This window comes from Saccharopolyspora rhizosphaerae (assembly GCF_003931915.1).
GTDB lineage: Bacteria > Actinomycetota > Actinomycetes > Mycobacteriales > Pseudonocardiaceae > Saccharopolyspora > Saccharopolyspora rhizosphaerae.
The window spans coordinates 24,166-37,103 of the sequence record NZ_RSAA01000035.1; the positions used below are offsets into that span (position 1 = coordinate 24,166).

Annotated in this window: 13 protein-coding genes; 9 read left to right on the plus strand and 4 right to left on the minus strand. The window is 70.2% G+C overall.

The window, feature by feature from the left end; genetic code table 11:
* Positions 1-66: 66 nt before the first annotated feature.
* The gene (locus EIL87_RS23075) at positions 67-1,452 is read right to left on the minus strand and encodes a glycoside hydrolase family 47 protein (RefSeq protein WP_233576512.1); all 1,386 of its coding nucleotides are present in this window, start codon (positions 1,450-1,452) and stop codon (positions 67-69) included.
* Positions 1,453-1,834: 382 nt separating this feature from the next.
* Between EIL87_RS23075 and EIL87_RS23080 the strand changes: the two genes are divergently transcribed.
* The 8 genes from EIL87_RS23080 (at position 1,835) to EIL87_RS23110 (ending at position 9,108) form a co-directional block, all read left to right on the plus strand.
* A complete protein-coding gene (locus tag EIL87_RS23080; RefSeq protein ID WP_125092696.1) occupies positions 1,835-2,809 on the plus strand; it encodes a LacI family DNA-binding transcriptional regulator in 975 nt (324 codons plus the stop codon).
* A complete protein-coding gene (locus tag EIL87_RS23085) occupies positions 2,806-3,849 on the plus strand; it encodes a class I mannose-6-phosphate isomerase (RefSeq protein ID WP_233576514.1) in 1,044 nt (347 codons plus the stop codon). Before EIL87_RS23080 ends, EIL87_RS23085 begins: the two co-directional genes overlap by 4 nt.
* On the plus strand, positions 3,846-4,610 hold the full coding sequence (locus EIL87_RS23090; RefSeq protein WP_125092697.1) for an ATP-binding cassette domain-containing protein: 765 nt from the start codon (positions 3,846-3,848) through the stop codon (positions 4,608-4,610). The genes EIL87_RS23085 and EIL87_RS23090 overlap by 4 nt, the downstream gene beginning before the upstream one ends.
* Complete coding sequence (locus tag EIL87_RS23095) at positions 4,610-5,659, plus strand: ABC transporter permease (RefSeq protein WP_125092698.1); 1,050 nt, start codon at positions 4,610-4,612, stop codon at positions 5,657-5,659. The genes EIL87_RS23090 and EIL87_RS23095 overlap by 1 nt, the downstream gene beginning before the upstream one ends.
* A 60-nt stretch (positions 5,660-5,719) precedes the next feature.
* A complete protein-coding gene (locus EIL87_RS23100; RefSeq protein ID WP_125092699.1) occupies positions 5,720-6,697 on the plus strand; it encodes an ABC transporter substrate-binding protein in 978 nt (325 codons plus the stop codon).
* Between the two features lie 131 nt (positions 6,698-6,828).
* A complete protein-coding gene (locus tag EIL87_RS27155; RefSeq protein ID WP_199740577.1) occupies positions 6,829-7,005 on the plus strand; it encodes a hypothetical protein in 177 nt (58 codons plus the stop codon).
* Positions 7,006-7,205: 200 nt separating this feature from the next.
* Complete coding sequence (locus EIL87_RS23105) at positions 7,206-7,613, plus strand: TipAS antibiotic-recognition domain-containing protein (protein WP_125092700.1); 408 nt, start codon at positions 7,206-7,208, stop codon at positions 7,611-7,613.
* A gap of 139 nt (positions 7,614-7,752) precedes the next feature.
* A complete protein-coding gene (locus EIL87_RS23110; protein WP_199740578.1) occupies positions 7,753-9,108 on the plus strand; it encodes a DNA polymerase IV in 1,356 nt (451 codons plus the stop codon).
* Here EIL87_RS23110 and EIL87_RS23115 read toward each other — a convergent pair.
* From EIL87_RS23115 to EIL87_RS23125, 3 genes are all read right to left on the minus strand, one after another.
* Positions 9,081-9,812, minus strand: a complete 732-nt coding sequence (locus tag EIL87_RS23115) for a hypothetical protein (protein WP_125092701.1) — start codon at positions 9,810-9,812, stop codon at positions 9,081-9,083. The genes EIL87_RS23110 and EIL87_RS23115 overlap by 28 nt on opposite strands.
* Positions 9,813-9,902: 90 nt before the next feature.
* Complete coding sequence (locus tag EIL87_RS23120; protein ID WP_125092702.1) at positions 9,903-11,090, minus strand: acetyl-CoA C-acetyltransferase; 1,188 nt, start codon at positions 11,088-11,090, stop codon at positions 9,903-9,905.
* Between the two features lie 219 nt (positions 11,091-11,309).
* A complete protein-coding gene (locus tag EIL87_RS23125) occupies positions 11,310-12,314 on the minus strand; it encodes a hypothetical protein (protein ID WP_125092703.1) in 1,005 nt (334 codons plus the stop codon).
* A 132-nt stretch (positions 12,315-12,446) separates the two neighbouring features.
* On the opposite strand from EIL87_RS23125, the gene mce reads away from it, so the two are divergent.
* Positions 12,447-12,893: a methylmalonyl-CoA epimerase gene (mce, locus tag EIL87_RS23130; protein ID WP_125092704.1), complete on the plus strand. Its 447-nt coding sequence runs from the start codon at positions 12,447-12,449 to the stop codon at positions 12,891-12,893.
* The last annotated feature ends 45 nt before the right edge of the window (positions 12,894-12,938 follow it).

Consider the following 12,938-nt stretch of genomic DNA (forward strand, 5'->3'; position numbering starts at 1 on the left):
GCGTGGCGGTCGCGAGCATGGGAACCTTCCTCCCACTGCGGTGGCAGGAAGGTTCCCATGCGCACCTCAGCGCTTCGCCCCGCGCAGCAGGTTGGCCTCGGTGCTCAGGTAGTGGTCGCGGTAGTCCAGGCGCGGGGTGTCCGAGAAGAGCAGCCAGTAGTACTTCATCTGCTCCGACCACCAGTAACCCGGACACGTGTCCCCTTGCGACGGTGGTGTGGCGGTGACGTCGGCGAGGGCGGCGAACCCGTGGCGGGTCTTGGACGTGGCGACCATGTTCTCGAAGTGGGTGCGGGCGCGCTCCCGGAACACCTCGTGGCCGGTGGCCAGCCACAGCGCCAGCGCGGAGTCGGCGTATTCCGGGCGCAGCGCGTTCTCGACCCGCGTGGCCGTCATCGTCGTGTAGTCGACGGACGTCGGGATCACCCCGAAGCGGTCCTGCACCGCGGTGAACGCGTCGTGGTAGGCGCGTCCCTCCGCGACGTGCCCGGATTCGGCGAGCAGCCCGGCGTAGAAGCCGGCGAGGACGCTCTGCTCCCGGCTGAGGACCTCCCCGGTGAAGGCGTCGACCTGGGGGAACCAGAGCAGGCCGGCATGGCGTTCGGCCTGCTTGGCGAGGATCGCGTCGGTGAGCGTGTCGTACCACTGCCTCAACTCGGGATCATCGAAGAGCCGGTAGCCGTCCCAGAGGTACTCGTAGTAGGAGTCGCCGGGAGGCCCGACGGTCGCCCGGCGGTTGCGCCACTCGCCGGTCTCGGCGTGGATGTCGTGCGGCAGCAGATCGAGCTCGCTGCGCTTGTCGTGCACGACGCGCATGGCCTGCTTCGCGAGGTCGTAGTAGCGCTGGTCGCCCGTCCACCGCGACAGGACGCCGAACTCGGCGAGGTAGGTGCCGACTTCGACGATGTTCGTCTCGGGTCCGCTCACCTCACCGGTCGCCAGGTTGACGTAGCGGTAGGGCAAGCCCGTCGGTGACCGCGTGAAGGCCGGGAGGAGCCGGTCGGCGACGTCCACCGCCCGCTCGAGCAGCCTGCGGTCACCGGTGCAGTGGTAGGCGGCGGCGAGGCCGCCAACCATGCGGATGTTGGTCTCGAAGACCTGGAACGGTGCGTCGATGTCGAAGTCGAGGTGGTCGACGATCCACCGCACGGCCCGGTCGACCTCGGAGTCGGCCTCCATGAGCCACAGCGTGTCCACGGCTTCGACCAGGCTCAGCCCCACCGAGTGGCCCTCGACGAAGAAGTCCTCCCGACCGCCGGAGATCGGCTTGATGTGGTCGGCGCCCCACGCACGCTCGATGTAGTGACGCCAGGCCCACAGGTGCTCCTCGCGAACCGCATCGGCGACGGGTCCCCACCGTCCCCGAGCCGAAGCCGTGCCCACCGTGGTCGCGACCATCCCGCCCGCGGCCGCCGCAGCACCCAGCGCACGCAACACGAACCGCCTGGACATGCGTGGAAGCATCGTCCCCTCCGCCCCTCGACAACCTTGTCAGGTCACGCGGTCCACCGTTGCGGCAGGAGCCGACGAGGTCAACGCGCCACGTCATTCCTGTCCTTCTTCGACACGACAGGGCTCCGAACCGGCGCACCGGTTGCGGCCGAACCGAGCCTTGACCGCGGGGCGGAAGGCACGTGACCGGGGCAGGGGACCCTCCCTGTCACCACGCCACGCGCGGCGCCGACCCCCGCCGAGGTTGCACCGGACAGCCGATCTCGGGCGGCCGAGCGCAGCAGGTCCGGGAACCGGACATTGACACGCGGAGCCTTCGTGCGGTCCAATCCGGCTCGCCATGACAACGTTGTCTGATTCGAGGAGCGTCCGCCGCGCCACCATGACCGACGTCGCGCGGCTGGCCGGCGTGAGCGTCAAGACGGTCTCCCGCGTGGTCAACGCCGAGGCCGGTGTGCACCCGACGACCGCGCAGCGCGTGCTGGACGCCATCGACCAGCTCGGGTTCCGCCGCAACATCAGCGCCCGCAACCTCCGCCGCGGCACCGGCACCGGCACTCTCGGCCTGGTCCTCGAAGACCTGGCCAACCCCTTCTACTCAGTGCTGACCCGCGCGGTGGAGGAAGTGGCCCGCCTGCAGGGCAAGCAGGTGCTCACGGGTTCCTCGGACGAGGACCCCACGCGCGAACGGGAGCTGGTGCTGGAGTTCTGCGCCCGCCGCGTCGACGGGCTGATCGTCGTCCCCGCAGGTCACCAGCACGGCTACATCGCGCACGAGATCAGCGCGGGCACACCGGTGGTGTTCGTCGACCGCCCGCCGGGCAACCTCGACGCCGACTCCGTGCTGATCGACAACGCCGGTGGCGCCGCTGCGGCGGCCCGCCACCTCGCCGGCCACGGCCATCACCGCATCGGTTTCCTGGGTGACAGCCCGGACATCCACACCGCCGCCGAGCGGCTGCGCGGGTTCCGCGAGGGCTGCGCTCAAGCCGGCGTGGTCTTCGACCCCGAGCTCGTCGTCATGGGCCCGCACACCGAGGCCTCCGTCGCCGCAGCGCTGTCCGGCCCGCTGCGCACGGCGACGGCACTGGTGACCGGCAACAACCGGATCACCGTCCACGCGTTGCGCGCCCTGGCAGGGCGGCCGGACCGGCCGGCGCTGGTCGGCTTCGACGACTTCGAGCTGGCCGACCTGCTGGACCCACCGATCACCGTGGTCACCCACGACACCTGGGCGTTGGGCAAGTCCGCGGCCGAGTTGCTGTTCGCGCGACTGGACGGCGACACCTCGCCGCCCGGTCGCGTCGTCGTCCCGACCAGGCTGCTGGTCCGAGGATCTGGAGAGATAGTTCGTTGAGTTCCATCCACACGTCCCCGTCCGCGCAGGCCACGGTGCTGCCGGCGAACCAACCCCAGCAGTTCTACCGGGGTGGCTCGTCGATCGCCGCGCTGCGCGGCGGCGGAGATGACCGCGAGTTCGGCCCCGAGGACTGGGTCGCCTCCACCACCACCCGCTTCGGCCAGGACGAGGCGGGGTTGTCGCGGCTGCCCGACGGGCGGCTGCTGCGCGACGTGGTCAGCGCCGACCCGCAGTCCTGGCTGGGAGCCGAGCACGTGTCGGCCTTCGGTGACAGCACGGCGCTGCTGGTGAAGCTGCTCGACGCAGGTCAGCGGCTGCCGGTGCACTGCCACCCCGACGACGGTTTCGCCAAGCGGCACCTGGGTTCGCGCTTCGGCAAGACCGAGGCGTGGGTCGTGGTGGGCACCAGCGGCTCGAACCCCGTGGTGCACCTGGGTTTCCGGGACGACGTGGCCCCTGAGGTGGTGGCCGAGTGGGTGCGCACCCAGGACTCGTCGGCGATGGTGGGCTCGCTCAACGAGATCCCGGTGAATCCGGGTGACACCGTCCACGTGCCCGCGGGCACTCCGCACGCCATCGGTGCCGGGGTGTTCATCGTGGAGCTGCAGCAGCCGACCGACTTCTCGATCACGTTGGAGTGGCAGGGATTCCTGTCCGACGCCGAAGGCGCGTTCCTCGGCCTGGACACGGCGACGGCGCTGGAAACGGTCAACCGCTCGGGTTTCGACGACGCGACGCTGTCGTCGTTGGTCAAGCGCACTGGCGGGATCGGTGAAGGTCGCGTTCCGCTGCTGGCCGAGGACGCCCAGCCTTTCTTCCGCGCCGACCGCCTGCACGGCGCGGCCGAACTCGACCCCTCCTTCGGAGTGCTGATCGTGCTCGACGGCAGCGGAGAACTGCACTGCGCGGACGGTTCCCGCCTGCCGCTGCACCGCGGCACCACCGCCGTCGTGCCGCACGCCGCCGGGCAGACCCGGTTGGCGGGCGACCTCACCACCGTGCTGTGCAGACCCCCGGCAGCTGGGAGCAACGCATGACCGAACCCCTTCTCGAAGCACGTGACCTCGTCAAGCGCTACGGCAGCGTGGAAGCGCTGCGCGGGGCCTCCTTCACCGTGCACCCGGGTGAAGTGGTCGCGCTCATCGGTGACAACGGTGCGGGCAAGTCGACCCTCGTGAAGTGCCTGTCCGGTGTGGAGCAACCGGATTCGGGTCAGGTGCTCGTCGACGGTGAGCCGGTGTCGCTGGACTCCCCGACCGCAGCGCGCGGTCACGGCATCGAGACCGCCTACCAGGACCTGGCCGTGGCACCGGACCTCGACCCGGCCGCGAACCTGTTCCTGGGGCGCGAGATCCGGCGACCGGGCTTGCTCGGCAAGCTCGGTGTGCTGGACAAGGCGAAGATGCGCGCCGAAGCCACCGAGCAGTTCGCCAAGTTCGGGGTGTCGCTGCCCGACCTCTCGGTGCCGATCGGCGCCCTCTCCGGTGGGCAGCGCCAGAGCGTCGCGGTGGCGCGGTCGGTGGCGTGGGCGAGCCGGCTGGTGTTCCTCGACGAACCGACCGCCGCGCTGGGCGTGGTGCAGCGCGAACGCGTCCTCGACGTCATCCGCCGGGTGCGCGACACCGGCATCGCCGTCGTGCTGATCAGCCACAACATGCCGGAAGTCCTCTCCGTCGCCGACCGGGTCGAGGTGCTGCGCCTGGGCAGCCGGGTCGCCCGGTTCAACGCCGCCGAAGTCGAGTTGGAGGACCTGGTCGGCGCGATGACCGGGGCCCTGTCCCAGGAGGGCACGAGCTGATGACCACTCCGCAGAAGACGTCCGGCGACACCCCCGCGCAGACCTCGGAGGAACCGGCCGTGAGCCTGCGCTCCCGACTGGCCGGTTCCACCACGGTGTGGACCGGCCTGGTGCTGGTGGTGCTGTGCGCGCTGTTCAGCGCACTGCGTCCGGACGCGTTCCTGACGCTGTTCAACGTGCAGAACCTGCTGGTGCAGGCCGCGCCCCTGCTGATGCTCGCGGTCGGCATGACCTTCGTGATCATCACCTCCGGCATCGACCTGTCGGTGGGGTCGGTGCTGGTGTTCGCCGGAGTCGTCTCGGCGATGACCATGGAGTCGCTCAGCGGCGGTGACGCGACCGGCGCCGGCTGGGGCGTCATCGCGACCGGCCTGGTGGTGGCGCTGCTCGGCGGCGCGGTGTGGGGTCTGCTCAACGGGCTTCTGGTGGCGGTGGCGAGGGTGCCCGCGCTGATCGTCACCCTCGGCTCGTTCGGCGCCGCTCTGGGCGCCGCGCAGCTGCTGACCAACGGCATCGACGTGCGGACCGTTCCCGCCGCGCTGCGCACGACGCTGGGGACGGGAACGTCCTTCGTGGTCGTGCCGAACCTGGTGATCCTGGCCGCGATCGTCACGCTGCTGGCGATGTGGCTGCTGCACACCACGGCGTTCGGCCGCTACACCTACGCGATCGGTTCCAACGCCGAAGCCGCGCGGCGCAGCGGCATCAAGGTCACCCGCCACCTCATCGCCGTCTACACGGTGACCGGTGTGCTGGCCGGGCTGGCCGGTTTCATGTCACTGGCCTACTTCGGCACGACCACGATCAGCGGTCACAGCAACGACAACCTCAACTCGATCGCCGCCGTGGTGCTGGGCGGGACCAGCCTCTTCGGCGGTGTCGGGTCGATCCTCGGCAGCGTCATCGGCATCTTCATCCCGGCGGTGCTCGACGCCGGGTTCGTGATGGCCGGTGTTCGCCCGTTCTGGCAGCCGATCGCCGTCGGAACGGTCCTGGTCGTCGCGGTCTACCTGGACCAGCGGCGGCGTCGAGCCCGCAACAACCGTTGAACCCCCGAACCTGGACGAACGAAACCTTTTTCAGCACAGAGTCGTGTGGAGGTCGTTTCGATGAGAACGCACAAGGGGCTGTTGGCGCTCGGCGCCGCCGCGCTGCTGCTCGCCGGATGCGGATCCGGGCAGATCGGCGGCAGCGGTGGGCAGACCGACCCGAACAACAAGAACTTGGCGCTGATCACCGGTCAGCGAGGTGAGCCCTTCTACGTCTCCATCGAGTGCGCCGCCCAGCAGGAGGCCGCGGCGCAGGGTTACCAGCTCAACGTGCAGGCCCCGGAGAAGTTCGAGCAGGCGGAGCAGTCGCAGATCCTGGGCGGGATCGTCAGCAGCAAGCCGGGTTCGGTGATCATCTCCCCGACCGATGACAAGGCGCTGGCCGCCCCGCTGCAGCAGGCGAAGGGCAACGGCATCCAGGTCGTCGAGGTCGACACCGCTCTGGAGGACCGCTCCATCGCGGTCAGCTCACTGTCGTCGGACAACTACGCCGGTGGACAGCTCGCGGCGCAGACCCTGGTGCAGCTGCTGGCGGGCAGGTCCGGTTCGGTGCTGGCGCTGAACACCAAGGCGGGCACCTCGACCACCGACGAGCGGGCGAAGGGCTTCGAGGAGGAGATCCGCAAGCACCCGAACCTGAAGCTGCTGCCCACCCAGTACACCGAGAACGAACCGGCGACCGCGGCGCAGATCGTGTCCTCGACGCTGGCGGCCAACCCGGACCTGGTGGGTGTGTTCGGCACCAACCTCAACACCGGTGAGGGAGCCGGCACGGCGCTGTCGAACGCCGGCAAGTCCGGCCAGGTGCAGCTGGTGGGCTTCGACGCGAGCCCCAAGCAGGTCGACGACCTGCGCAACGGGCGCGTGCAGGCGCTCATCGCGCAGAACCCGGGCAAGATCGGTCAGGAAGGCGTCAAGCGGGCCATCGCGGCGATCAAGGGCGAGCCGGTGGAGCGGGAGAGGAAGACGGAGATGATCTCGATCACCCGCGACAACATGGACCAGCAGTCCCAGTACTTCTACAAGAGCCAGTGCTGACCGCGTGATCGAACGGTGCCCGTCTCGCCCAGGCGAGGCGGGCACCATCGTCTCGGGCACGCCGCGGGGCGAGCACGGGAACCTTCCGCTCAGCGCTGGGCGCGGCCGCAGGGCGTGGTTACGGTGGAGGCATGGCCGCACTAGGTGACATGTTCCCCGGTCGCAAGCTCAAGCACGAGGGCGACCAGGACGGCGTGGGCCGCGAGCACGATCCGGGTGGTCCGCTGGACCTGGACCGGGGCGTGGTGTTCCTCGCACCGCGCGAACCCGCCAGCGGGGACGAGCCGGACGAGGACGACCAGAGCTGACCCCGTCCCCCGACTGATCCGCGCCGCAATCACAGACTGGTCGCGGATCAGGTGGATCACGCACCGCGGGTGATCCGCTCCGCTACTGTGCCACGGGCAGTTGACGCTGTTCGCTCGGAAGAGTTGCGCGTCGTCACTGACCGTTGACCGTGTTGGAAGGCGCAGTGCTGGCGCGTGAGGGGAACAAGGGGGATGCCGCCGTGCAGCCGAACAACCTGTCCGGGAGTGCTGCTCTCGAACAGACCGAGGCCGTCGAGGACGGCACCGCGCTGATCGGAAACCTCCCCGCCGGCAACCTCGGCCCGGCTCAGAAGCAGGCCCTCGCTCGCAAGATCGGCCAGGACTGGCAACGCATCAGCTCCGCGATCGCCGAGCTGTTCGCCACCGGAGTCCCCAGCAACGATCCCCGGACCCAGCAGGTCGTCCACGAGCACTACCAGTGGCTCGGCCACTTCTGGACCCCCGACCGCGCCTCCTACCTGCGGTTGGCGGAGATGTACGTCAACCAGCCGAAGTTCCGGCACCGCATCGAGCGGCGCAAGCCCAAGGGCATGGCCGCCTACCTCCGCGACGCCATGACCACCTACGCCTGGGCCCGCCTGCGCTGAGCAGTGGCAGGAAGGTTCCCTTCCACCGGTCCAGCGCGTGCCGGGTGAGAGCGAGGACACCTTCCACCCGCCCCTGTGAGAGCGCGTCCACAGCCGCACCTGCCGGGAGCTTGTCGGCCTGGTCGAGTTCAATGAACCCATGAGGTGGGTGCTGCACATGGACATGGACGCGTTCTTCGCGTCCGTGGAGCAGCTCACCCGACCCACCGTGCGGGGCCGCCCGGTGCTGGTCGGCGGGCTCGGTCCGCGCGGGACCGTCGCGGGAGCCAGCTACGAGGCCCGCGAGTACGGGGCGAAGTCGGCGATGCCGATGGCCGAAGCCCGCCGCCGCTGCCCGGTGTCCGTGGTCCTGCCTCCGCGCTTCCGCGTCTACCAAGCTGTCAGCCGCCACGTGCTGGGCATCGTGCGGGAGACCTCCGACGTGGTGCAGCAGGTGTCGGTGGACGAGGCGTTCCTCGAGCCCACCGAGCTCGCCGGCGCCCCTGTGCAGCGCGTGGAGGAGTTCGCCGCGTCGCTGCGGGAGCGCGTGCAGCGGGAGGTCGGTGTGGTGGCCTCGATCGGTGCGGGTCCGGGCAAGCAGCTGGCCAAGATCGCCTCGGGGCTGGCGAAGCCGGACGGGATGCTGGTGGTGCCGCCGGAGGAACAGCTGGAACTGCTGTGGGCGCTGCCGGTGCGCACGATGTGGGGCATCGGCCCGGTCACCGAGTCGAAGCTGCACCGCATCGGGGTCAGCACGATCGGCGAGCTCGCCGCGATGCACCCGCAGGACGTGACCTCCCTGCTCGGGCAGGCCATCGGCACCGAACTGCACCGGCTCGCGCAGGGCATCGACGACCACCCCGTCGCCGAGCGGGCCGAGGCCAAGCAGGTCAGCGCCGAGACGACCTTCGACCACGACATCACCGACCGCGAGACGCTGCTGGCCGAGGTGGTGGGTCAGGCCGAGAACGCGCACCGGCGGCTGGTGGCGTCCGGACGTGCCGCGCGCACCGTGACGCTCAAGGTCCGCGATTCGGACTTCACCACGATCAGCCGGGCCGAGACGTTCTCGTCGGCGACCAGCGACCTGCACACGCTCTCGGCCGCGGCACGCCGCCTGCTGCCGATCGCCGTGCCGCCAGGAACGCCGGTGCGCCTGGTCGGTGTGTCCTTCTCCGGCCTGGCGACCTCCGAGCAGGAGTCCTTGTTCGACCACCCCGCGGACCCCGACGACGACCTCCCCGAGGCCGAGCCCGAGGCGTCCGGACCCGCCGACGCACCGCCGCCGTCAGCACGTCAGTGGCGGGCGGGCGACGACGTCCGCCACACCGAGCACGGGCACGGCTGGGTGCAGGGCGCCGGGCACGGCCGGGTGACCGTGCGCTTCGAGACGGCTGCCACGGAACGGGGCGTGGCGCGGACGTTCTCCGTGGACGATCCGCAGCTCAGCACCGCCGACCCGCTCGACAGCCTCGGTCTCGAAGTCGATCAGCCCTGCGGGGGCGGCGGCAGGTGACGCCGGTACCGGCCGACCCACTTCTGCGGCGCGATGTCCCTGATCGCGTCCTCCAGGTCCTTCGGCAGCCGGCTGAACGGCGGCAGGTGGAACCGGTAGCGGTCCGGCGGGAGCCCCTGCACGGTCGGCGGTTCCTCCACCCACCAGCGCTCCAGCTCCGGGTGCCGTTCGGCGAAACCCGGGTCAGCCGGGTAGATCTCCAGCGCCAGACGGCGTTCCGGGTTCACCGGCCGCTTGTTCTCGATCCACGGCAGCGTGCCGATGCCCACGGCTTGGATCTCGCGCCAGTCGACGCCGACGACCTCGCCCGTGGTGCGCGCGTAGAAGCCGCTGCGGTCGATCAGGAAACCGCGACCGCGCAGCATGCCCCTCGAGCCCATCACGAACCACAGGAACACCACGCCGAAGAGCAGTTGCCAGATCCACAGCCCGACGGTGCTGCCGCTGTTGACCAGTGCCGCCGCGCACAGCACGGTGCCGAGCCCGCTGATGCCGCCACCGATCAGCAGCGAGCGGAACCCCGCGGCGCTGACGTCGATGTCGTGGGCGTCAGCACCGAGCAACGCGGGCGCGGGCGCCCCGGCCGGCGGGCGAACAGGCTCCGCCGCCGGGCGCCCCGAGTTGTAGCGAGCGGTGCTGCGCGGGATCGTCCGCGTCGGCTCGCTCCAGTCAGCTCGTTGCCATCCCCCTGGAAGCCACTTCATGGGAACCAGGGTATCCGCCGAACCCGATGTTGATCTTGGTGGTGGGCGGATCCCCGGGTACTTCTGGGGGTTTCCCCGGAGAAGCCCTGATCAGGCTGAGGGGACGGACAGCAGCAGGGCGTCACCCTGGCCACCGCCACCGCAGAGGGCGGCCGCGCCGGTGCCACCACCGCGCCGCTTGAGCTCGAGCGCGAGGTGCAGCGCGAGACGGGCACCGGACATGCCGATCGGGTGACCGAGCGCGATCGCGCCGCCGTTGACGTTGACCTTCTCCTCGTCGATGCCCAGCTGGCGGGTCGAGACGATGCCGACCGCGGCGAAGGCCTCGTTGATCTCCACCAGGTCCAGCCCGGTGGCCTCGACGCCGGCCTTCTCGCACGCCTTCTTGATCGCGTTCGACGGCTGCTCGTGCAGGCTCGCGTCCGGCCCGGCCACCACGCCGTGCGCCCCGATCTCGGCCAGGTGGTCCAGGCCCAGCTCCTCGGCCTTGGCCTTGCTCATGACCACGACGGCGGCGGCACCGTCGGAGATCTGCGAGGCGGAACCCGCGGTGATCGTGCCGTCGGCGGAGAAGGCGGGCCGCAGCTTGCCCAAGGTCTCGGTGGTGGTCGACGCGCGCACGCCCTCGTCGGTGTCGAACACCACGGGGTCACCCTTGCGCTGCGGGATCTCCACCGGAGTGATCTCCTCGGCGAACAGCCCACCGTCGATCGCAGCGGCCGCGCGCTGGTGCGAACGGGCCGCGAAGGCGTCCTGCTCCTCGCGGGTGAGGCTGTAGCGGGAGTTGTGCTTCTCGGTCGACACACCCATCGCGACCTGGTCGAAGGCGCAGAACAGACCGTCGTGCGCCATGTGGTCGAGCATGTTGACGTCGCCGTACTTGAAGCCCTCGCGCGACCCGGTCAGCAGGTGCGGGGCCTGGGTCATCGACTCCTGGCCACCGGCCACCACGATGTCGAACTCGCCGGCCCGGACGAGCTGGTCGGCCAGCGCGATCGCGTCGAGACCGGACAGGCAGACCTTGTTGATGGTCAGCGCCGGGACGTCCATCGGGATGCCGGCGGCGACCGCGGCCTGGCGGGCCGGGATCTGACCGGCTCCGGCGGTCAGCACCTGGCCCATGATCGTGTACTGCACCTGCTCGGGCGCAACGCCGGCGCGCTCCAGCGCGGCCTTGATGGCGACTCCTCCGAGCTGCGCGCCGGAGAAGTCCTTGAGCGAACCGAGCAGCCGTCCCATCGGGGTCCGCGCGCCCGCAACGATCACAGAACTACCCACGACTGCCTCCCGGTCATCGTCGACACACCTCGTCATCGGCGCTGCACCCATCATCGCCCGCGAGCGCCATCGGGACCATACCCGCGAGCCCGCGGAGCTCAGGCTGTGACGACCGCAACAACCCCTGCCCTGGTGGTGAGCGGAAGGTTCCCTTCCTGCGGTTTCGCCGGGGCCGGAGCGGCAGGGAAGTTCCCATGCTCACACCGGCCCCAGCAGGTGTCAGCAGTTGCCGCGACCAGCGGTGGTGTCGCACAGCGACGACTCCTCCGCCCACGAGAGCTTGCTGCGGGCGTCCACACCCAGCTCCCGGGAGGCGGAGACATCGGTGGAGGCACCGGAGTCGCCCTTGAGCCAGTAGCGGACCTCGTGGTCGACGCCGCCCTCGCTGTAGGTGAAGGCGTAGAACGGCGAGGGGAGCGGCGCCGGTCCGTAGTCGGGCGAGGTCCAGGCGTCCTCACCTTGCGCAGCGCTCGGGTCGACGTAGAGGCAGTCGTAGGTGGCGCCTTCGAAGGTGCACTCGCGCATCTCGGCGCCGCCGTAGCGGTCGACCTCGTCGTCCTTGGTCACGCCGTCGGAGCTGAGCCGTTGGTAGACGTCCTCGCAGGCACCCGAATCGCAGGCGTGCCAGGGACGCCAGGCGGCGGCGCGCGCCTCGGCTTCGCTGGATCCGCCGTCGATGGCCGAGCAGTACTCGTCGACCATGTGCGGCGCCATCGTCGCGGCGGCGGAGGAGCTGTCGATGGCCGTGGCAGCCGTTTCCTCCGCGCCGAGTCCCGCCGAGTCCAGCTGCCAGATGCCGACGCCGGGGTTGAAGAACAAGCCTTCGGCGCGCTGCTCCGGGTCGGCGAGCGAGGTCTGGTCGTCGTACCGGGACAGCGTCATCGGCGAGGGGGATTCGCCGGACGGCGCGACCTCGGGCCACGTCGGCGCCAACGTCAGGTGGGTGGCCGCGGTCGCGCTGATGCTGCAGCCGGCATCGCTCGCCGCGCTGGAGGCCGCGCTTTCCACCGCCGCGTAGGGTTCCGCGCCGAAGTGCAGTGGCGCGAAGGGAACCACCCACCCGCGATCTCGGCTCATCTGCTCGGCCTCGGGGTTGGGCCCACCGCCGCCACTGATGGTCCCGTCACCGCCCGCGGCGAGCGCGACCGGCACGGAGGTGCCCGCGGTGATGCCGAGTGCGACGAGGACGACTGCGAGCCTGCGGGATTGTTGCGCCTTGACCATTTCTTCCCCTTCCGCGTGAATTAGCCACATGCTCGCGTTCGGGTCAGACCACTCGACTCCGCCTGTTGCAGCAATTCGATCTTCGAGTTTCGCCGCTTTTCCCACGGTTTCCGCGACGGCTACGCTGCCTCCATGCGAGCGGAACTGAACGACCTGGTCACAGCAATCGATCACGTGGGCATCGCGGTCCCCGACCTCGACGAGGCCATCGCGTTCCAACGCGACACCTTCGGCCTGGAAGTCGCGCACTCGGAGGAGAACGAGGAGCAGGGAGTCCGCGAGGCGATGCTGCGCGCTCCCGGCGACACCACCGGTGCCACCCAGATCCAGCTGCTCGCACCGCTGCGCGAGGACTCCACCATCGCCAAGTTCCTCGACAAGAACGGGCCCGGCCTGCAGCAACTCGCCTACCGCGTCACCGACGTCGAAGCCGCGATGGCGGCGCTCCGGTCCAAGGGGCTGCGGCTGCTCTACGAGCAGCCCCGTCGCGGCACCGCCGACAGCCGCATCAACTTCGTGCACCCCAAGGACGCCGGCGGAGTCCTGGTCGAACTCGTCGAGCCCGCAGCCTCCCACTGACGCACGGACGAGCGGCAGGTCCGATGTGGACCTGCCTCTCGCGCG